Genomic DNA, 21,629 nt, shown 5'->3' on the forward strand with positions numbered 1-21,629 from the left:
CTTCATAACAGTTGCACAAATTCTATCGCTGGGTCATCAGACTGTAATAATTGTCGCCAAACAACTTCAGCAGCTTTCAGTCCTCCTGTTTGCAGGCGAATAATTGGTTCTGGCCCTACTCCTGATGGCAGGATGCCCATGTGTCCTGGTTTTGGCTCTACTTCCGGGCATACAGGGATATTTTGGGATGCAAAAGCAGACCGTTCGATATCTCCCCAGTACTGAGCTACTGCTGTCCCCGGCCAATACTTAGCGATCGCAGCTGCATCTTGAACAGATAATACTGGTTCTGGTCGTGGTTGCAAAGCTACCAGGATGGCATCATATGTTTTGTCTGTGGGTGCAGTAGCCAAAGAGTCTACTGTATCTACACTGGCACCAGCATTGATTAAACCACGTTCAATGAATCCCCGAAAAGGATTATCGCACAACAACAATATATTGCTTGTGTAAACTGCGATGCCAGCATCCAGTAAAAGCTTCACTGCCATGATTCCCAAAAAGGAAAACACATCCACTGCTGGATGCCGTTCGTTTACACCCGCCACCTGGATACCGCGAACTCGACAAGCGATCAGATTCACATCCTCTGGTCGAAACTCCCAAGCCTCGTACATTAACCCGATCGCTGCGGTGGGTTTCATCCACCCAATCATTTCTGCGTCAATTGGGCGTACGTGTCCGCTGTTGGTGATAATGTCTGCTTGGGCAACAATATCCTTTGTTTTTTCGGTGATAAATTCGATGCGATCGCTCACCCCTGCTAGTGCGGCTAATTGCTGTGTCTGCGCTTTCACCTGTTCAATAGTGCCATAACGGCTACTGCGGGTGAGTGCAAACACTTTTTGTGCTCCTGCCATTGCTGCAACTACAGGTGTGACTGCATAGGCTCCGGTGGCTGCCTCGGTAAGGATGATCGCCTTTTGCAATTGTAGGTTACAGCGTGCTACTGCTTGCTGCATCAGGGTAACAAGGCGGTGGGGGTTCAACCCGGGACGGGTATCGCTCATTACACTGTCACTCCCTGAAGAATGCTATGTAATGTCTCAGCCACAGTACGAACCTGCGTAGATGAGAGTTCGGCATACATGGGTAGTGAAAGTACTTCCCGCGCTGCTAGCTCTGAGTGTGGAAAATCACCAGGTTTGTAACCTAAATCTGAGTATGCTGATTGCAAGTGTACGGGAATTGGGTAGTGGATACCTGTTTGGATGGCCTGCTCGTTTAGCTTCTTTTGTAGGAAATCGCGTTCGGGCGATCGCACGGCATAGACATGGTAAACGTGATGGCTGTAAGGCATGACAGCGGGAGTCGTTAAGCCTGAGTTTACCAAGAGTTGATCGTAGAGTGCCGCGTGTGTCCTCCGCGCCTCTGTCCAAGCGTCTAGGTAGCGCAACTTCACCCGCAAAATCGCTCCCTGTACACCATCCATGCGGTAGTTATAACCTTTGAGGACATGGTGATACTTGCGTTCTTGCCCCCAGTCGCGCAGCATCCGGATCATCTGGGCGTATTCGGGATTACTGGTGACAACTATGCCACCTTCACCATAAGCTCCGAGATTCTTACCAGGGTAAAAACTGAAACAACCAATATCACCAATACTGCCTATTCGCCGTCCCTTGTACTCAGCGCGATGAGCTTGGGCAGCATCTTCAATCACAACTAAATCATGACGCCGAGCAATCTCTACAATCGGATCCATGTCTGCTGGTTGACCGTACAAATGTACGGGCAGAATGGCTTTGGTTTTTGGTGTTATGGCTTTTTCAATTTTTGTGACATCGATTGTGTAGGAAACAGGGTCAATATCTACAAAAACAGCCTTGGCACCAGTATAATCAATTGCTGCTACGGTAGCTACAAAGGTGAAAGGTACGGTAATCACTTCGTCACCAGGGCCAATGCCAGCTGCTAGAAGTGCGAGGTGAAGGGCACTAGTGCCTGTATTAACGGCAATACCAGAATCAGCACTACAATAGGCGGCAAACTCCTCCTCCAAAGCCGCTACCTCATTCCCCAAGACAAATTGGGTACTTTCTAGGACTTTGAGGACAGCGGTATTAATTTCGTCTTTGATACTTAAGTACTGAGCTTTCAGATCTACAAATGGAATCACGCTGCCACCTCTGCTAAATTCAGTTCAACTAATCGGCCCTGTTTTTTCATAGATTCGGTAGCAGCTTCGAGAATTCTGACTACCCGCAGTCCTGCTGTCGCGTCGGTAATGGGGCGATCGCCTTTTTCTATGCAATTAATAAAGTGCAATCCTTCTGTTCGCAGTGCTTCTGTCATGTCTAAATTGGGAGACCACATGTCGCCGGTACGATAACCAATCAACATTTGGTACACCTTTTCAGCAGAATTATTGCCATTTAGTGTAATGCCTTTGTCGTAAATCTTGACTTTTTCACTAGGTTCCAAGTCGTCGTAGACAATCATTTTTTGACTGCCGCCAATCAGCGTACGACGCACTTTCACTGGTGCTAGCCAGTTGACATGGATGTGAGCAATTAAGTTGTTTTCAAAGAACAGGGTTAAATAGGCGATATTTTCTGGCTCTCCGGGAACGTGGCTCATCCCTGTCGCCGAAACAGCGTAAGGCTGGCATGGCAATACATAGTTTAGGATTGATAGATCGTGAACTGCCAAATCCCAGATGACGTTGACATCGTGCTGAAACAGTCCCAGGTTAACGCGGACAGAATCGTAATAATAAATATCGCCGAGGACTCCGTTCTCTACCAAATCGTGCATTTTGCGTACTGCACCGGTGTAGACAAAGGTGTGATCCACCATCAGCACTAGGTTGCGTCGTTCTGCCTCATCTATCAGCCGCATAGCTTGTTCTGAGGAGACAGTCATCGGTTTTTCTACCATTACGTGCTTGCCAGCCTGCAATGCTGCCAAAGCCAAGTCAAAGTGGGTGGAAACTGGAGTAGCGATCGCCACAGCGTCAATTTTTGGATCTGTAAATATATCTCGACAATCTGTGGTGACATTTACCTTTGGATATCTTGCCTGTACTTTTGCCAAGAGTTCTAGTTTAAAATCGCTGACTGTTCTCACCTCCACTCCGGGGATTTCAGCGAAATTTCTGACCAGGTTTGGACCCCAATAACCATAACCGATAACACCGATGTTCATAATGTTTCCCATCACTTCCCACTAAGTAAAAACTTATTGATATGGTTTTTATAAAAATTCCTCACTCCCCTCCTATTCCACCACTTTGGCTCAGGAATACAAAGGTTTGCTGGGTAAGGATCTTGGCAATTATTTTCAACTAGCCATCTTGGAATTGGTTACACAATTGGTAAGAGCCTTGGTAACTAGGTTTTATCTACACCCATGCTTTTGGAATACTTAAGACAATGAGAGTCTGCAAAGACCTTAGGAATAGTATTATTTCTGCCTTGAATACTTACTTGATCTTGCTGGGTTGAAACATGAATTGCTACACCAGCCATACAGTCTTTCCGGTCGCTTAGCTGCAAACGCGAACTGTCATTTCTAGCTTAGAGTTGCGATCGCGCACATCACCGATAACACGAGCAGGTACTCCCACCACAATTGCATGATCGGGCACATCACGAGTCACTACTGCTCCAGCCCCAACTATGGCTTTTTCTCCAATTGTCACCCCTGGTAGGATAGTAGCGTTGCTACCAATCGAGGCACAGCGTTTAACTCGTGTCTGGACTACCTGCCAATCAGCATCAGTTTTTAAACTACCCTCTTCATTAGTTGCACGTGGATAAAGGTCATTGGTAAACATGACACCATGACCAATAAACACTTCATCTTCAATAATGACGCCCTCACACAGAAAGCTGTGTGATGAAATTTTACACCGACTTCCTACACTAACATTTTTCTGGATCTCTACAAATGTACCAATCTTGGTTCCATCACCAATCGTGCAACCGTAGAGGTTGACAAGATTGGGATGAAATATTTTCACATTGCTGCCAAACTTAACATCATCATTTACTGCCATTATTTATCTCCCTTTTTCACTTAAGTTGAAATTAATATTTCTCCACTGTTTTCCAAACAGCATCTTCTAGATACGTACATTCATCACGTTGCCATTGATACTCTTCTCGTTCAATACTGTGCATGGAGACTTCAAAAGGGCAAATATCCTTGAGGTTTTCTAACAAAGTACTGCTGCGACGCTCGGAAAACCATGTTGTTAAGGTGTATGAACCCATGTAGAGCCTAAATTTTGGGATCTCACATCGAAGAATAAATGTCCCTGGCTCTCGGCGAAACGGAGCTTGGGGATCGTAAAACCAGAAAATACAAATAGGTTGTTGAAACTCACTTATTACTTGAAAAGAGAACCACAGGCTTTCATGGGGTTTAGTCACGTGTAGGGCAAACTCAAAAGTAATCGGTTCACCCCAGCAATGGATTCCTTGTCCTTCGGAAGTATGCACACGTGCCCAAAGCACGTGGTTGCCTGTTTTGTTTACAGCAGCTTGGTAATAAGCAGCTTGCTCGGAATCATCTTTTTGCCCAGCAAGATATAACCGCACTGCTTTGTCAGTATTGCCATCAAACTGAACATTACCTTTAGAAAGCAGTATGCAACGCTTTGTGAGTTGAGCTATTGCTTGCATGCTATGGCTAACGAACAAGACTGTCCGTCCTTCTTTGGTTGCGACATCCCCCATTTTTCCCAAGCATTTCTTTTGAAATGCGGAGTCGCCTACTGCTAGTACTTCATCTACAATCAAAATCTCTGGCTCTAGGTGAGCGGCGACAGAAAAGGCAAGACGTACATACATTCCAGAAGAATAGCGCTTGACGGGGGTGTCTAAAAACTTCTCTACTTCCGCAAAGGCAACAATTTCATCAAATTTCTTCTTAATCTCGGCCTTGCTCATCCCCAGAATGGAACCGTTGAGGTAAATGTTTTCTCGCCCCGTCAGTTCTGGGTGAAATCCCGTTCCCACCTCTAGTAGACTTGCCACCCGTCCTTTGATAGCGATACGTCCTTTCGTCGGTTCGGTGATGCGGCTTAAAACTTTTAAAAGTGTCGATTTACCTGCACCATTGCGTCCAATCACACCAATGGCTTCGCCCTGCTTAATCTCAAAAGAAACATCTTTTAATGCCCAAAATTCTTCCCGGGTTGGGTTGGGCATGATTTTGCCGGCAGGTTTGAATAAGTTTTTAGTGAGCGATTTCGTTCCATTCGCTATTACATCTCGTAAGGCCTTGTACTGATAACGGGTTGTATTCTCCTGCTGGTGAGCGATGATATATTTTTTGCCTAGATTCTCTACCCGAATGATAGTCTCAGACATCTGCACAGATCCTTCCTAAATTACGTCAGCAAACGTCCGTTCCATTTTGCGGAAGTACCAGATGCCAGTTACCAGTAAGAAGGTAACTATTCCTAGCGATAAGGTAAATCCAGGCAAGTCAAGTTTTGACTCTCCGCCTAAAATTGCCCAGCGAAAACCATCGATAACACTTACCATTGGGTTCAAAGAATAAAGCAAACGCCACTGCGGTGGCACAATACTGCTACTAAAGCCGACAGGGGATATATACAAGCCAAACTGCACAATAAATGGCACAACGTAACGAAAATCCCGATATTCAACATTTAGCGCTGCAAACCAAAGCCCAGCACCTATAGCTGCTGCAAACGCAATTAAGATGAACACTGGTAGCGTCAAAATTCGCCAACTTGGTACAAAGTTGTACCATGCCATTAACCCCAACAGAATCATGCCAGAAATCATGAAGTCCACAAAGCTGACAATGACTGCACTAGTGGGTACAACCAATCTGGGAAAGTAAACTTTAGAAATCAAGTTGGCATTGGTAATCAAACTATTACTGCACTCACTCAGGGAATTAGCGAAAAACTGCCAAGGCAACATGGCTGCAAATACCAAAATTGGATACGGTACACCTCCTGAAGGCAACTTGGCTATATTTCCGAATACCACTGTGAACACTACCATTGTTAAAAATGGTCTAATCAGTGCCCAGGCAATACCAATTGCAGTTTGCTTGTAGCGCACTAGAATATCTCGCCAAGCTAAAAAATAAAACAGTTCCCGATAGCGCCAAAGGTCTCGCCAATACTGGCGCTCGCTATGTCCTGCCTCAATCACCAGCTCCTGGTGGGAGACAATCTCTTGATTACTCATAAATAGCTGTCATTTGTTGATTGTTGATAGTTGGTGGGGAGGCAGTGCATCGCACAGAGAAGTCTGTTGTAGCGACTTTATCCTATCAAATTGAGAATCCTTGATGCTGTTACAGTCAGCAAGCCCTGTCAACCGAGATATTTCTGACTGGAACTATCAAAAATAGCATCCATGTATTAGATAGTATGTTGTCCTTCGTTTTGAGCGTTTCTGATTTTAGTCGCACTTTCTCTACAATTCGACCTCCTACATCAGTTAGAAGGTTACGTTGGAGGGACTGAGATCAAAAGACCATCGAAGCCCAGCTCCTAATTCAAAACAGAATCTATAAGATAGAAATCTGATTTTTTAGTTTTGGAAAGTTGATAATCTAGTTAATTATCAACAAGATATATATTCAATCTTTATTAAGTTTTTAAGATTTCTATTAACCAATTATCTATATTTTGGGATAACTGATTTTTGTTTAATTCCATCGAATATTATATATCATAACAACTCAATTTATTCCATCATTATTTTGATTAAATGCAATCAAATATTGATAACTAACTTGATGTACGTCAGCAATGAAAAGTCTTGAATGCAAGACTAACATTGTTTAATATTAAATGATGTTTGTTTTACTTCTAAGCTTTTTACGTTCAGTTTACATAATCTTTAATCCTTTACAAAATTAACAAATATTTACATGTCTTTTGAGTATTTCTTCAAAAGATATACAGTTCAAACACTAAAATAAAAAGATTAACTAACAATTTTTTTGTTATCTCTACTTACGTTTGAACTAAAGTATTTGCCCATTTGTTAAGTCTGCGATTTGAAATAGAAAATACCTCCTAGTTTTATGTATTCTCTACTTTTGATTCCAGTCATCTAGTAAATGCTCTTTTGCAGAACCTCAAGATATTGTTGAGATATAATCTGAGGTGTGAAATTTGCTCGCATGTACTGACGACCAGCCCTACCCATCCGCTTTGCTAGTTCTTTATCTTGACTGAGTAAGCGAATAAACTCAGCCAAACTATGACTATCTCCATTTTCAAATGTGTCACCACAATTAGCATCTGTAATCATTTGTCTTAGGTATGAATACTGCGAACAAATTACTGCCACTGGTCTTGCGGCTGCTAAAACTGGGTAAAGCTTACTAGGAGCAACCAAACTCTCCATACCTGCATCAACACTGACTAAAGACAGATCGCCAGCTGTTAAGGAATAGGGTAGTACTTCTTTATCCTGATAAGGCAAAAATACGAAATTTTTTAGTTCTAGTCGATTTACCTCCTTAATTAACTCCTCGCGTTTTGCTCCACCACCGACAAACACAAATTGAATTGGCTCATCTTGTAGTAGTTTCGCTGCTTCCAAAATGGTATCCATATCATGACAGCGACCCATGTTACCGGAGTAGAGTACGGTAAATTTTTTAACTAAGTTATGCTTCCAAGCAAACCAGTTTTCTTGCTTGGCAATGGGTACAATCAAATCAGGATCTCCCCAACTATGAATTACAAAAACTTTGTCCGCTACCTGCGGGCAAGTAGCAATTACTCGCAGTTTCATAGCAGGACTGAGAACTACGATCGCTCTGGCTTTTTGCCAAACTAACCGGTTCAGCCTCCGCCAAAATCTTGCTAGCCAATGGTCTGTCGGTATCACATTGAGGGCGATCGCAATATCTGGATAAAGGTCATAGAGTATGCAGACATAAGGAAGCCGGAACAAAGCATAAGCCAGATATCCCAAGATTGGTAAAAATGGTGGTGCTGTAGTCAGTAACAAGATATTGTAGCGACGGCCGTTTCTGAGCAGATGAAGTGCAGCACGCAAGGTAAACAGAACTCCATTTACTGCCTTGCCACGAATTCGTCCCGGCCAAAGTTGGGCAGTACGCGATCGCTGCACTCGCACTCGACCCAATTTTTCAATTGCTGGAGCATTGGAAGATTTAAATGCATATCCTGGCTGACTTGTGAAAACTTCAATATCTACCCCTTCCTGTCCTAGTTGTCTCACCAGTTCTTCGATCAGCTGTCCCGTAGCAGCGTAATCTGGAGGAAAAAACTGAGTAATTACAGACAATTTTACGGTCTTTTTAGTTTCTACCAACTGCTTACTTTTAGCTTCTAAATGAGTAGAGCTAGATAGAAATAACTTTTGATTAATCCATTTGCTGAGTGTCATCGGCTCTATCCTGTACAATTTTTTCCAGACGCCGTTGTTGCTGTTCAAGATACCAATTAATTGGTAAGCAAAAATTACCTTCGCTAATCAATTTACTCAACTAGTACATATAGGCAATACTTAGCAATAGTGAATAGTCTTGAATTGGGTCTTCAGATAGATTCACGAAATATAGAAAGAGACAAAACAAGAATCTCTTTGACAAAATGTTGTATACAAGTATTTTCGCGTAGGTTGCAATATGTGATGTGACTTTTAAAATGTAAATTAATCTAATTGGCACAAAAATACAAGCATTTTAAATATGCTTCAATGAATCTTTAAAAAATTAACTATCGCTGACATAATTTCACTATTAAAAAAACAGCTTTTACTAAAAAAAGTATTTGTGGCAAATCGAAAAGAAAAATTGTGAAGATAGGATAAAGCTTTTTTAGATATTACAAACACTATTATTCTCCTCGATTTAATTTTTCATCTCCTGACAGCAGATATCACTGAAGTGGCTGCCAACTTCATTTCTTTCTCCTTAAAGCTTTAGAGAACATTTGTATTGTTTTACATTTTACATTATCCCACATCATTATTTTGATGTTTTTTTGTTATGACATCTATCCGCATGTGTATATTAGCATGTTTAAAATTAATTTTTATATTAAAATCTCTCCTAGTACTTATCATTTTTACTACTAATTTATGCTTAGTTAAAATTAATACTTAAAAACAAAAAATAAATCTCAATAAATGAAGCTAAGCTATTAGATGATATAGATATCCAACTTATATATAAAGTGTTATTTATTACTTATACTATATTATGTTATTAGCAAATATGTTATTTTTTTTACTATAAAAGCAAGCCAAGTATTGGTACTTACTAGTTGATAACATAGAGAGCAAGCAAAGAGATGCGTAATAGCTTGATACATAAAATTATGTATTTTAGTCCTCTTTTATCACTCTGGGCGAATCAAAACTACTGATGTAATTGTGCAGGTCTGATGTTCGCTATCAAGGTTTTTTTCTGTTGCAAGGTTGTAGACAAAATAGCAGTCGTAGCAAAAGTCATAAAAGAGGATTTGATTTGTAATAGCTTCAGTTAAAATTTATCGTCAGAGACAGCCAAAACTTAGCAAAAATAAATATTTGTTTTTTTCAGTAAACTGTACTAAGTTCAGTTGTTAAGCTTGAGCAATTTAACGCATGAGTATAGAAACAAATGATATACTTCGGCAATAAATATGATGTAATTATTATTGTTCTGGCCAAAGTAGCTATCCATTATAAGTGGCTAACAAGCATAGAATAATTTCTACCGTAGCTGGTGTTTTGCCAATGATTGCGTTTATATTGATATCCCAATTGCATCAAAGCGTTATATAGAATTCTGCCTGGGTGGTTCCCGAAATTTTTAGAAATTTATGGATAATCATTCTTATCAACCTTCCAGTTCTGACCAAGATCGGAGCTTTTTACCGCATCAGTTTATTCATCCTCAACCTTTTCCCTTGTCAGAAGTGCAAGGAGATGATTGGAGTCTAGGAGATTTTCTAGGTATTATCAGGCGGCGAGCGCTAGTGCTTGTTGGAGTAGTCACTGTTGCAATGGCCAATGTGGTCTACTCGACCTTAAAGCAGGAACCTGTATATGAAAGCAGTTTTCGGTTATTAGTCGAACCTCTCAACCATGAAAACAAATTGCCAGGACTGGACTCTGGTAAAGATTCAAGTTCGTCTAATCCCAGTCTGGATTACGAAAGTCAAATACAGGTTCTTAAGAGTCCTGAACTGATGACAAACATTACCAGGCGATTACAAGCCTCCTATCCAGATGTCAGTTATGACTCTCTGATAAATTCTCTAACTATTTCTCGTCTAGGTGAAACCAAGATTATTGAAGTTCGCTATCGCAATAGCGATCCCACGCACATCAAAGCAGTACTAGATCAAATTGCCAAGGCTTACTTAAGATATAGCCTTGAACAGCGTCAAACTAGCTTGCGTCAAGGTTTGCAGTTTGTTGAAGGACAACTGCTAATTATGCAAAGGCGAGTTGACAATCTCCAAAAAGAACTGCAATTTTTCCGGCAGAAATACGACTTTGTCGAGCCAGATTCTCAAGCGCAGCAAATAGTTAGTCAAGCCACTGCCTTGTCTGAGCAAAGACAACAAATCGATCAGCAGTTGGCTATAGCCCGCAATAATTTAGCCAGCTTGCAGGGAAAACAAGGAGAACTGGCAGCGCTGAATAATGCAACTCTATATCAGCAGTTGCTTGGTCAGTTACGCCAATTGGATGTTCAAATAGCTACAGAGTTGACTCGTTTACAAGAGGAAAACCCAACAGTTCAATCATTGCAGGAGAAGCGGGAAAGCTTGTTGCCGTTGCTACGCCAAGAAGCACAACGCTTTATGGATATAAAACTTGCAGAGGCAGCAACTCAAGTTCAAACTTTAGAAGTCCAGAGTCAAGAGCTTGGCAGAGCAGAACAGACTCTCGAAATCAAGCGCAACCAAGTGCCAGTGTTAACACGTCAATACACAGAAATACAGCGGAAATTACAGATTGCGACTGAGAGCTTGAATCGTTTTCTTGAAACCCGTGAAACTCTACAAATTCAAGTAGCGCAGAGTGAACTTCCCTGGCAGCTCATTCAAGCGCCCGTTCAACCCACAACCCCTGTTTCTCCAAATGTTCAACGTAATTTAATCACAGGGTTTGTTGTGAGTTTAGTTTTGGGGGTTGGTATTGCCTTGCTAGTGGAAAAAATTGACAACACCTATCATAGCATCCAGGTCTTAAAGAAAAAGATTAAAGAACCTTTGTTAGGGACAATACCATTTGAAAAGCATCTTCAAGGCAGTCAACATCGTATTTCCATACCAAGAATTTCCATAGGGGGAATACCAGATTTACTAGCTAAGAGTTTTCCTGGTTCGGTTGCAGTGAGCAATCGCGAATTTGGCAGCAGCTATAGCGTCAAGTTTTTAGAAGCTTTACGTGTACTTTATACAAATATCCAATTGCTCAGTAGCGATCGCCCTATTCGTTCTATAGTGATTAGTTCAGCTATGTCAGGAGACGGTAAATCTACAGTTGCATTCCACTTAGCAGAAATAGCCTGTGCAATGGGGCAACGAGTACTACTTGTAGATGCCAATTTGCGCCAACCGGTAATCCACAAACTATCAGATTTGAGTAACTTCTGGGGATTGAGTAATTTAATTTCTACAAACTTACCCATGACAGAGGCGATCCGATCGGCACCTTTTATGAACCAACTTTCTATACTGACTGCTGGTCCTTTACCACCCGATCCGGCAAAGTTACTCTCTTCAGAAAAAATGAAGCGATTGATGGAAGATTTCCATAATAACTTTGACCTGGTAATCTATGATGCTCCCCCCTTGCTAGGACTGGCTGATGCTAGTCTACTGACACCTCACACAAATGGCATTTTGCTAGTAGTAAGGATGGACAAAACAGACTCTTCAGTGCTGAAGCGAGCTTTAGATAGCCTGAAAATGTCTCGCATAAACGTCTTAGGTATTGTTGGCAATGCTCACAAGCAGAACTTTGGCCGTAATTTTGACTATTAAATTTGTTTGTTGGGGAACATTAGCTCAGATACATAATGATGTATTGATTCTAATCAATCTCATATTTATTAACCCAAGGTTTATATAATTGTCAGCATAGTTGAATTTATAGTCAGCACTATAACTGACTACCAACTAAGAGTTACCAATCAGTGTAAAAAATTGTTACCAAATTGTTTAGTAATTGTGCCTGTGAAAAAATATTACTAACTTAATAGCATTTTCAAAAAAACTTTAAGTAATTTTGACTAGTTTGATTTTATAATTTCCTAGAGACTCGGCTAAAGTAAAAAGTTAATTAGTAGGTAAGTAGCAAGAAGTTAAGGATATGTAACGTAAACCAGCACAAAGCAATGGTGGTTGACATTTTAGGCATTAAAAACAATTTGCATATTTATTTGCCTATTTCTACCCAAAAAGTTCAGATGACCTCAACAAAGGTAAAGCAATAGACCTCTTGCAAAAGGAGATTTTACAAGAGGAGGCAAAAGGCTTAAGAGTAAAGGAAAAAGGATGCTTTCATTCCTTGAACACTTACTTATTAATGCTGTTTGCAAGAGTGGAACAGTTGCTGTAACAGAGGGAACCTCCCTAATTTTGAACTCCCACAAAAAGTCGCTGCACCCTAACTAAAACCCTGATTGGGTCGAGAAGTCGCTACTATATCTGAACTCTATGGAAAGGGCAACTCTCTCATAAAAACGCGCTTAGCGCGTACACGCATCTACCAATTTCTCTTTAACAACGCACTCCCACTGAGACGCGAAGCGGTACTGAGGACGTTTGCATGTAACTTTGTATGCACCTCAATTTCCCCTTTTTCCCACTTCTGCAAAAAAGTCTAATGCTTTGCAATAGGTTGCTACCCTTACTGATGTTTGTTTTTGAAAATTTTGTAACTAGTCCACATCCAGAACATTCAATCATGGCGAGATTTTTTACTCAAACCAGAGCAATAAAAGGCTGGAAGGATATGAAACCATGAGGCGATTTTTAAAATACATATCTTTATTCTGTTGTAGCTTGCTAATAGTATTCTTCCTAGGTCAAGCTACAACTTACACTTCGGCTCAAATTGTATCCAAAAGTTCTACCGAGGTAGGAGCACTGGCATTCAGCCCTGATGGAAAACTTTTAGTAGGTGGAACCAGTGATAATCAAGTGGCACTGTTAGACTCAGCAGTTGGGACACTGAGAACAACTTTGTCGGCAGTGGCGACAGATGGAACTCAAAAGGCAGCAAGTTTGCCTGTTACCGACCTCGCCTTCAACCCAAAAGGCAACATCTTAGCTAGCGTTGCCAGGGATAGCGTCGCCCGACTCTGGGATGTAGCTACCGGGAAACAAATCCAGGTTCTCACAGGGCACGAAAACCCAACTAAGGCAGTCGCCTTGAGTCCGGATGGGACTCTCGTAGCAACTGGAGGCGAAGATACTCGTACCAATGTGTGGGATTTGCAATCTGGTAAACTCCTTCGTATCCTCGAAGGGCAAAAGGGCTTTGTCAATGGAGTAGCCTTCAGCCCGGATGGCAGTATCTTAGCAACTGGAGGCGGAGACAAGAGGATTCTTTTGTGGGATCCGAAAACTGGAAGACTGCTCCAGACTTTGCGAGGACACGCCGCTTCAGTCAATAGGATTGCCTTCAGTCGGGATGGCAAGACTCTAGCCACTGCGAGTGATGACGGCACCGTCCGATTTTGGAATCCGGGAGAAGGTACCCAGCGCCAAATTCTAAAAGGACCAAATAAACCAGTTAAGGCGATCGCTTTCAGTTCAGATGGAACAACCTTGGCTGCTGGAGGTGACGAAGGAGCGATTTATATATGGGATGTGCTGGAAGGCAAGGGTAAACTACGCACAACTCTCAAAGGCAGCGGACAGCCCATCACTGCACTTGCTTTTAATCCGGTGCAACCAACTTCCCTAGCAAGTGCAGATGCAGGTGGTAATCTTAGTCAGTGGGACACAGGCAAAAGTCAACAGATGCAAAGCATCCAGTTATCCAACCTAGTATCCCCTCTACCTCAAACCACCACAGAACCGAGCTTGCAAAAAACCCTCAAAATCGAGCAGAAACCTAATAGTTCGGTTAAAGAAGCCACTGTTAGTCCTGCTGACAACACACTGATCGCAGCTATTCCACCAGCACCGAATGGGCCAATCCTAATTGTAACTAATAGCTCCAATAAATTTGGAGATTACTACGCTGAAATTCTGCGAACTGAAGGACTCAACGAATTCAGCGTCAGCGATATTTCCTCAGTTACCTCAACAACTCTTGCTAACTACGATCTAGTCATCCTGGCTGACATGACACTGACTTCAGGACAGGTGACAATGTTCACTAACTGGGTGAACAATGGTGGTAATCTCATCGCCATGCACCCTGACAAGCAGCTTGCTAGTTTGCTGGGATTAACAGATGCAGGAAGTACTCTCTCCAATGGCTATTTGCTGGTAAATACCTCACAAGCTCCTGGCAAAGGTATTGTCAATCAGACTATCCAGTTCCACGGCACAGCAGATCGCTACAACCTGAATGGCGCTGCGAGTATTGCTACGCTGTACACAAATGCGACAACTACAACTACTAATCCTGCCGTTACCCTACGTAGTGTTGGCAGCAGTGGTGGTAAAGCAGCTGCCTTTACCTACGACTTAGCCAGTTCCATCGTCTACACACGTCAAGGTAATCCCGCTTGGGCAGGGCAAGAACGAGACGGATTTTCACCTATTCGGTCTGACGATCAGTTCTTCGGTAATAAGAGTGGTGACCCTCAAACTGATTGGGTAGACCTCAACAAGGTTGCGATTCCCCAGGCTGACGAGCAACAGCGCCTGCTGGCAAACCTGATTCTGGAAATGAACTTGGCGAAGAAACCGCTACCCCGCTTCTGGTATTTCCCGCATGGTAAAAAGGCGGTTGTACTCATGAGCGGTGATGACCATGCCAATGGAGGTACTGCGGGTCGATTTGACCAATTTAAAGCTCAAAGTCCAGCTGGTTGTTCAGTAGATGATTGGGAATGTATTCGGGGTACTTCATATATCTATCCCAACTCACCCCTAACTAATACCCAAGCAAATCAATACGTAAATGTTGATCGCGGCTTTGAAGTTGCTTTACACGTAGATACTGGCTGTGCGGATTATGGCGCAAATAACCCACTTAATACCAGTTACACAAACCAACTGAACAGCTTTACTAGTAAGTACACCAACATCGAAGCTCCAAAAACCCAACGGCATCACTGTCTAGTGTGGAGTGATTGGTCTAGTACACCAGAAGTAGAACTTAGTAAGGGGATCAGACTCGACACGACCTACTACTACTGGCCACCAGACTGGGTTCAAGACCGTCCAGGGTTCTTTACTGGCAGTGGCATGACAATGCGGCTGGCAAAACTGGATGGAACAGTCCTTGATGTTTTTAAGTCAGCAACACAACTGACTGATGAATCGGGACAGTCATACCCCTATAACATTGATACCCTCCTGAATCGCGCACTTGGATCAGAAGGATATTATGGCATTTTCAACGTTAACGCCCATACGGACTTCAATCCCTCATCAGTGTCCGATGCGGTTGTCACCTCAGCCAAAACCCGTGGTGTACCGGTGATCTCTGCCCGGCAATTATTAACTTGGCTAGATGGTCGTGACAATTCCTACTTTAGTTCCCTGTCATGGAGCACAATTAACAATACCTTAAGCTTCTCCATTACTAAAGGCACAGGTACAAACGGCTTACAGGCAATGTTGCCTACCAAGTCTGCCTACGGAAATCTCACCACTCTTACACGTAATGGTAACTCAGTTACCTATACAATATCGGCAATTAAAGGTGTTGAGTATGCCTTCTTCCCTGGTGATGGAGGTTCCTATGTTGCTACATACGCACCGGATACGACACCTCCACAGGTAAGTTCAAAATCTCCAGACAACGGAACAACAAACGTCAGTGTCGGAACAAGCGTCACAGTTGTCTTCAACGAAGCTATAGATCCAGCAACTATCAACAGCAATACCTTTGAATTGCGTGATTCAGCAAATGCATTGGTAGCTGCTACCTATACCTATAACGAGGCAACCCGTACTGCGGTATTAACACCAAACGTTGCTTTAGCAACTAACACTGTATATACTGCAACGCTTAAAGGCGGATCAACCGATCCCCGGATCAAAGACCTAGCTGGTAATGCCTTAGCAGCAAATGTTACTTGGTCTTTCACAACAGCAGGGTCAATTTGTCCTAATAGTGCGCCGTGTACAATTTGGGGTACTTCCACTCCGGCAACTCCATCAATCAACGATCCCAATGCCGTAGAATTGGGTGTGAAATTCCGCTCTAATATCAACGGCTATATAACTGGTATTCGCTTCTATAAGGGTAATACCAACACAGGAAACTATATTGTCAACCTGTGGAACACCAGTGGGCAGAATTTAGGCACAGCAACTAGTAACAACTTGAGTACTTCCGGTTGGCAACAAGTCAACTTTTCTAACCCAGTGGCAATCACTGCTAACACCACCTACATAGCTTCTTACCACACAAGTATTGGTAGATACGCTGTCAATGATAATTACTTTACTGCCAACTTTAATAATGATCCATTGACTGCTTTAAGCAGTAATTCAAGTGGTGGCAATGGTGTCTATAAATATGGCACTAGTGGCTTCCCAACTGATACCTATCAAGCAAGTAATTACTGGGTAGATGTAGTATTTAGCACTAATACAGGGCCAGATACGACTCCGCCAACAGTGACTACCACAACTCCCATTGGCGGTGCGACAGGCGTTAGCGCAAATACAACTGTTCAGTCCACCTTCAGTGAGGCAATGAATGCAGGAACAATTAGCACAACTACCTTTGAATTGCGTGATGCAAGCAATACCTTGGTGCCTGCAACAGTCACTTATAACTCTACAACCTTCACTGCAACCCTGACACCTAGCAGTCCACTTGCAAATTCCACAGTTTATACTGCCACTGTCAAAGGCGGTACAAGTGGAGTGAAAGATCAAGCAGGTAATGCTCTGGCTGCGAACTACACTTGGTCGTTCACCACAGCAAGTGGAGGAGGAACTTGTCCTCAAGGAAGATGTACCATCTGGAACAGCTCGGCAACTCCTGCGTTACTTACAGACAACGATCCCTCAGCAGTAACTTTGGGTGTGAAGTTCCGCTCAAATATCAATGGTTACATCAAGGGCATTCGTTTCTACAAAGGGCCACAAAATACTGGTACGCATGTCGGTGTTCTGTGGAGTAACACAGGTATCAACCTAGCACAAGCAACGTTTTCCAACGAAACGGCTTCTGGTTGGCAGGAGGTTACTTTTTCTAGTCCTGTGGCAATTACTGCCAACACAGTCTACGTAGCGTCTTACCACACGACAAGTGGCTATTACTCGACAAATGAGGGATATTTTGCCGCCTCTGGTGTTGATAATCTACCACTACGTGCATTGAGTGATGGTGAAAGTGGACCTAACGGCGTGTATAACTATGGCGCTAGCCCTGCTTTCCCAAATTCCACTTACAATTCGACCAACTATTGGGTTGATGTTGTTTTTGACACAACTAACTAGTAGTTAACTGAATTGATTGGATGTTAGTTCTTAGTAAGTATGTATCACTTACTAAGAACGTTTCTAACTAGAGATTTATTTGTAGAGTCATTCAGATGAAAAAACTTTTGATTCTTAATTGCTTAACAAATTTAAATTGGCAGATTCATAAGGTAGAAGAGAAAATCAATTTCTCTATCGCAAGCAAGACACGTAGTGAAATTCCATTATCTGCTGCCTGCCTTTGGTCTGCGAAGGAGGCTGCATGAAAAAGCTCATTCGTGCGATCGCACTAATAATATTGACGGCACTGTTGGCGATCAACCTGAACGGGAATTTTAAACTGGGAACACAGAAAGTTCTTGCCGCAGATAACCCAATTACCATCGAGAACTCCCTACCAGGCAATCCTCAATCAGAGTGGGATGTCACCGGCGCTGGCAGTTCCAACATCCAGGGTTTTGCCACTGATATCAGCTATAAGCCGGGCGATACAGTTAACTTCAAGATCAAAACTAGCACCAACGCCACTGGCTACCGCCTCGACATTTACCGCATGGGCTACTATAACGGCAATGGTGCCCGCAAAGTAGCAACTGTTCTACCTTCCGTAGGATTACCCCAAACCCAGCCTAACTGTTTGAGTAACTCATCAACTGGACTAATTGATTGCGGTAACTGGGCAGTGTCTGCATCGTGGGCTATTCCAACAAACGCCACGTCAGGAATTTACTTTGCTAAGGCAGTGCTTACGGCTGGAGCAAGCGGAGCCAGTCATATTGTTTTCATTGTTCGAGAAGACGACAACAGTGCTTCTCCTAGTGATATCCTCTTTCAGACCTCAGATACTACTTGGCAAGCGTATAACAGCTACGGTGGCAAAAGCCTCTACACTGGTGGGCCGGGTCCTAAAGGGAATGCCTACAAAGTCAGCTACAACCGCCCATTCAACACTCGTTCTGTTGATAACGGTCAGGATTGGCTATTTAACGCCGAGTACCCGATGGTGCGTTGGCTAGAAGCTAACGGTTACAATGTCAGCTACTTTACTGGTGTAGATAGCGATCGCCGTGGCGACTTGATCAAAAACCACAAGATTTTCCTATCAGTTGGTCACGATGAGTATTGGTCTAACCAACAGCGCCTGAAAGTTGAAGACGCGCGGAAAGCAGGCGTTAACTTAGCATTCTTCAGCGGCAACGAGGTCTACTGGAAGACCCGCTGGGAAAACAGTATTGATGGGTCGAATACCGCCTATCGTACACTAGTCTGTTACAAGGAAACCCATTCCAATGCAAAAATCGATCCCGCTCCAGGGATTTGGACTGGCACCTGGCGAGACCCCCGCTTTAGCCCGCCAGCTGATGGTGGTCGTCCAGAGAACGCCCTGACTGGTACACTTTTTACAGTCAACGATGGGGCAACTACAGCCATTCAAGTGCCAGCAGCAGACGGCAAAATGCGCTTGTGGCGCAATACCAGTATCGCTAACCTTTCACCAAATCAAACTGCCACACTCACCAATGGCACTTTGGGTTATGAGTGGGACGAAGACATTGACAACGGCTTTCGACCTGCTGGTTCGATTCGGATGTCAACGACCACTGTTAATAATGCCCCCGTTCTTGTGGACTACGGATCAACTTTTGGGTCTGGTACAGCCATTCACAACCTGATGCTGTACAAGTACATTAATCCTGATAACCCTAATATTAAAGCGCTGGTGTTTGGTGCTGGGACAGTGCAGTGGCCTTGGGGTTTGGATGGCAATCACGATCGCACTACCACAACACCAGATGTGCGGATGCAACAGGCAACCGTCAACCTGTTTGCAGACATGGGCGTACAGCCTGCTACCCTCCAATCTGGTCTGGTACAAGCCCTTGCCTCCGGTGATGTCCAAGCTCCCACCTCGACTATTACCTCACCTACTGCTAACGCAAATGTACAGACTGGAACCCCGATTACAATAACTGGTACGGCAAGCGATTTTGGTGGCGGTGTAGTCGGTGGTGTTGAGGTATCTGTTGACGGTGGAACGACGTGGCATCCGGCGAATGGTCGTGCTAACTGGAGCTACACTTGGACACCCTCAACGGCCGGAACAGTAACAATCAAAAGTCGTGCTGCTGACGATAGCGCTAATCTCGAAACACCAGGAGCCGGAGTTACTGTCACAGTTGGCGATCGCTGTAATACTAACAACCCATGCAGTAGTATTTGGGATAATAGCGCCACGCCGAAGGTACTCGCAGACCCCTCAACTGACGCGGTGGAACTGGGGGTTAAATTCCGCTCCCAAATCAATGGCTATATTACTGGTATCCGCTTCTACAAAAGTACCCAAAATACAGGTACGCACGTTGGTACTCTGTGGAGTAGCAGTGGACAGCAATTAGCAAGGGCAACCTTCACCAACGAGACAGCTTCTGGTTGGCAGCAGGTTAACTTTACTAACCCAGTAGCAATTACTGCTAACACTGTCTACGTGGTCTCTTATCACACAAATGTGGGGCGCTATTCCATCGACGAACAGTACTTCGCTAACTCTGGCACCAATAGCTACCCACTGTATGCGTTGCGAAATGGTGAGAGTGGCGGCAATGGCGTCTATACCTATAATGCCAACCCTGCCTTCCCAACTTCTACCTACAATTCATCTAACTACTGGGTAGATGTAGTATTTGACACTAATGTTGCTCCCGATACAACTCCACCAACGGTGGCTTCGACAACTCCGACTAGTGGTGCAACAAACGTCAGTACGAGTACAACTGTCAAAGCCACCTTTAACGAGGCAATGGATGCCGCTACAATTAACACAAGTACTTTTGAGTTGCGCGACGGGAGTAATAACCTAGTAACCGCTACTGTCACCTATGATGCTGCTAGCAGTACAGCCACGCTCACACCCAGCAGTCCATTAGCAACTTCCACCACTTACACTGCCACTGTTAAAGGCGGCACAAACGGGGTGAAAGACCTAGCAGGAAATGCTCTAGCCCAGAATAACAGTTGGTCATTTACTACAAGCGCCACATCATTAATTAGTATCTGGGATAATAGTGCCACACCCGCCATTATCACAGACCCAGACAACTCGCCAGTCGAATTAGGTGTCAAGTTCCGCTCGGATGTCAACGGCTATATCAAAGGCATCAGGTTCTACAAGAGTCCGCAAAATACAAATACCCATGTCGGAACACTGTGGAATAGTAGTGGTCAGCAGTTAGCTCAAGTAACCTTTACCAGCGAGACAGCTTCTGGCTGGCAACAAGCCAATTTTGCTCAACCGGTTGCTATTAATGCCAATACTGTCTACGTAGCGTCTTATCACACCGATGTCGGCAAGTACTCCGTAACCGAGAATTACTTTACCTCTGCTGTAGATAAACCGCCACTACATGCATTAGCTGATGGCGCAAGCGGTGGCAACGGTGTTTATAATTATAGCGCCAACCCTGCTTTTCCCACTTCCTCTTATGCTTCGAGTAACTACTGGGTGGATGTTGTGTTTAGTACAACACCGTAAAACATAAATTCAGTAGATTACAACCGAGTAGAGGTTGAACATATTTACTAAATACTGGAGTTGAATTTCAACTCCAGTATTTTTTAGGTTTTACGCCTGATGTGAATTAAAACGGCAGGCAAAAATCATGTTTTGGAAATCGACCACAGATACACACAGGACTAGGAACTGGGGATTAGGAATTAAAAATCCCAACACCCAGTACCCAATCACCAATCACCAGTACAGACGTGCTTTGATTTTTTGGAATTGTCTATCTGCGATACTCGTCACCACAGTCACCGATCAACTGATACAAATCTCGTGATTTGCTAGATATAGCATCTATATTGTTTAGATCCTCTGTATCAAGAGAGAATTGAAATACTCTGGTGTTGTCTGCAATGTGTTCCGATGAATTTTATAGTGGTTTTCATTGTGCTACTTGAGACTGCTGTTAGAAGTATAGATGTAAGTATTTTAGTTTCTATGGATCTATACCTTTGGAAGTAAGCTGTTTTTGAGTTGGTGATTTTCTATCTAAAGGAAGTACTGCTTCAGAAAAGCCTACGCCAC

At 43.3% G+C, this 21,629-nt stretch carries 10 protein-coding genes and 1 pseudogene; 3 read left to right on the plus strand and 8 right to left on the minus strand.

What is annotated here, in order from left to right; translation table 11 throughout:
• Window positions 1-2: 2 nt before the first annotated feature.
• The 7 genes from HXY43_RS18185 to HXY43_RS18215 form a co-directional block, all read right to left on the minus strand.
• Window positions 3-1,010, minus strand: a complete 1,008-nt coding sequence (locus HXY43_RS18185) for a hypothetical protein (RefSeq protein WP_290885627.1) — start codon at window positions 1,008-1,010, stop codon at window positions 3-5.
• Window positions 1,010-2,119: a DegT/DnrJ/EryC1/StrS aminotransferase family protein gene (locus HXY43_RS18190; protein ID WP_290885629.1), complete on the minus strand. Its 1,110-nt coding sequence runs from the start codon at window positions 2,117-2,119 to the stop codon at window positions 1,010-1,012. The genes HXY43_RS18185 and HXY43_RS18190 overlap by 1 nt, the downstream gene beginning before the upstream one ends.
• Window positions 2,116-3,159, minus strand: a complete 1,044-nt coding sequence (locus HXY43_RS18195) for a Gfo/Idh/MocA family oxidoreductase (protein ID WP_290885632.1) — start codon at window positions 3,157-3,159, stop codon at window positions 2,116-2,118. Before HXY43_RS18195 ends, HXY43_RS18190 begins: the two co-directional genes overlap by 4 nt.
• A gap of 328 nt (window positions 3,160-3,487) precedes the next feature.
• Window positions 3,488-4,000 carry an acyltransferase gene (locus tag HXY43_RS18200; RefSeq protein WP_290885635.1) on the minus strand — a complete coding sequence of 171 codons (513 nt, stop codon included), beginning with the start codon at window positions 3,998-4,000 and terminating at the stop codon, window positions 3,488-3,490.
• Between the two features lie 31 nt (window positions 4,001-4,031).
• Window positions 4,032-5,318 carry a polysaccharide ABC transporter ATP-binding protein gene (locus tag HXY43_RS18205; RefSeq protein ID WP_290885638.1) on the minus strand — a complete coding sequence of 429 codons (1,287 nt, stop codon included), beginning with the start codon at window positions 5,316-5,318 and terminating at the stop codon, window positions 4,032-4,034.
• A 15-nt stretch (window positions 5,319-5,333) separates the two neighbouring features.
• On the minus strand, window positions 5,334-6,176 hold the full coding sequence (locus tag HXY43_RS18210) for an ABC transporter permease (protein WP_290885642.1): 843 nt from the start codon (window positions 6,174-6,176) through the stop codon (window positions 5,334-5,336).
• 876 nt (window positions 6,177-7,052) lie between these two features.
• Window positions 7,053-8,363 carry a glycosyltransferase family 4 protein gene (locus tag HXY43_RS18215; RefSeq protein ID WP_290885645.1) on the minus strand — a complete coding sequence of 437 codons (1,311 nt, stop codon included), beginning with the start codon at window positions 8,361-8,363 and terminating at the stop codon, window positions 7,053-7,055.
• Between the two features lie 1,421 nt (window positions 8,364-9,784).
• On the opposite strand from HXY43_RS18215, the gene HXY43_RS18220 reads away from it, so the two are divergent.
• The 3 genes from HXY43_RS18220 (at window position 9,785) to HXY43_RS18230 (ending at window position 21,074) form a co-directional block, all read left to right on the plus strand.
• A complete protein-coding gene (locus HXY43_RS18220) occupies window positions 9,785-11,962 on the plus strand; it encodes a polysaccharide biosynthesis tyrosine autokinase (protein ID WP_290885648.1) in 2,178 nt (725 codons plus the stop codon).
• Window positions 11,963-12,943: 981 nt separating this feature from the next.
• Entirely contained in the window at window positions 12,944-17,563 is a 4,620-nt protein-coding gene (locus tag HXY43_RS18225) for a DUF4082 domain-containing protein (RefSeq protein ID WP_290885651.1), read from the plus strand.
• Between the two features lie 244 nt (window positions 17,564-17,807).
• Complete coding sequence (locus tag HXY43_RS18230) at window positions 17,808-21,074, plus strand: DUF4082 domain-containing protein (RefSeq protein ID WP_290885654.1); 3,267 nt, start codon at window positions 17,808-17,810, stop codon at window positions 21,072-21,074.
• A gap of 253 nt (window positions 21,075-21,327) precedes the next feature.
• On the opposite strand, the pseudogene HXY43_RS18235 reads toward HXY43_RS18230, so the two are convergent.
• Window positions 21,328-21,468: pseudogene (locus tag HXY43_RS18235) on the minus strand (aldo/keto reductase); the annotation flags it as partial.
• Window positions 21,469-21,629: the final 161 nt, after the last annotated feature.

This window comes from Fischerella sp. (assembly GCF_013388695.1).
Classification (GTDB): domain Bacteria; phylum Cyanobacteriota; class Cyanobacteriia; order Cyanobacteriales; family Nostocaceae; genus PCC9605.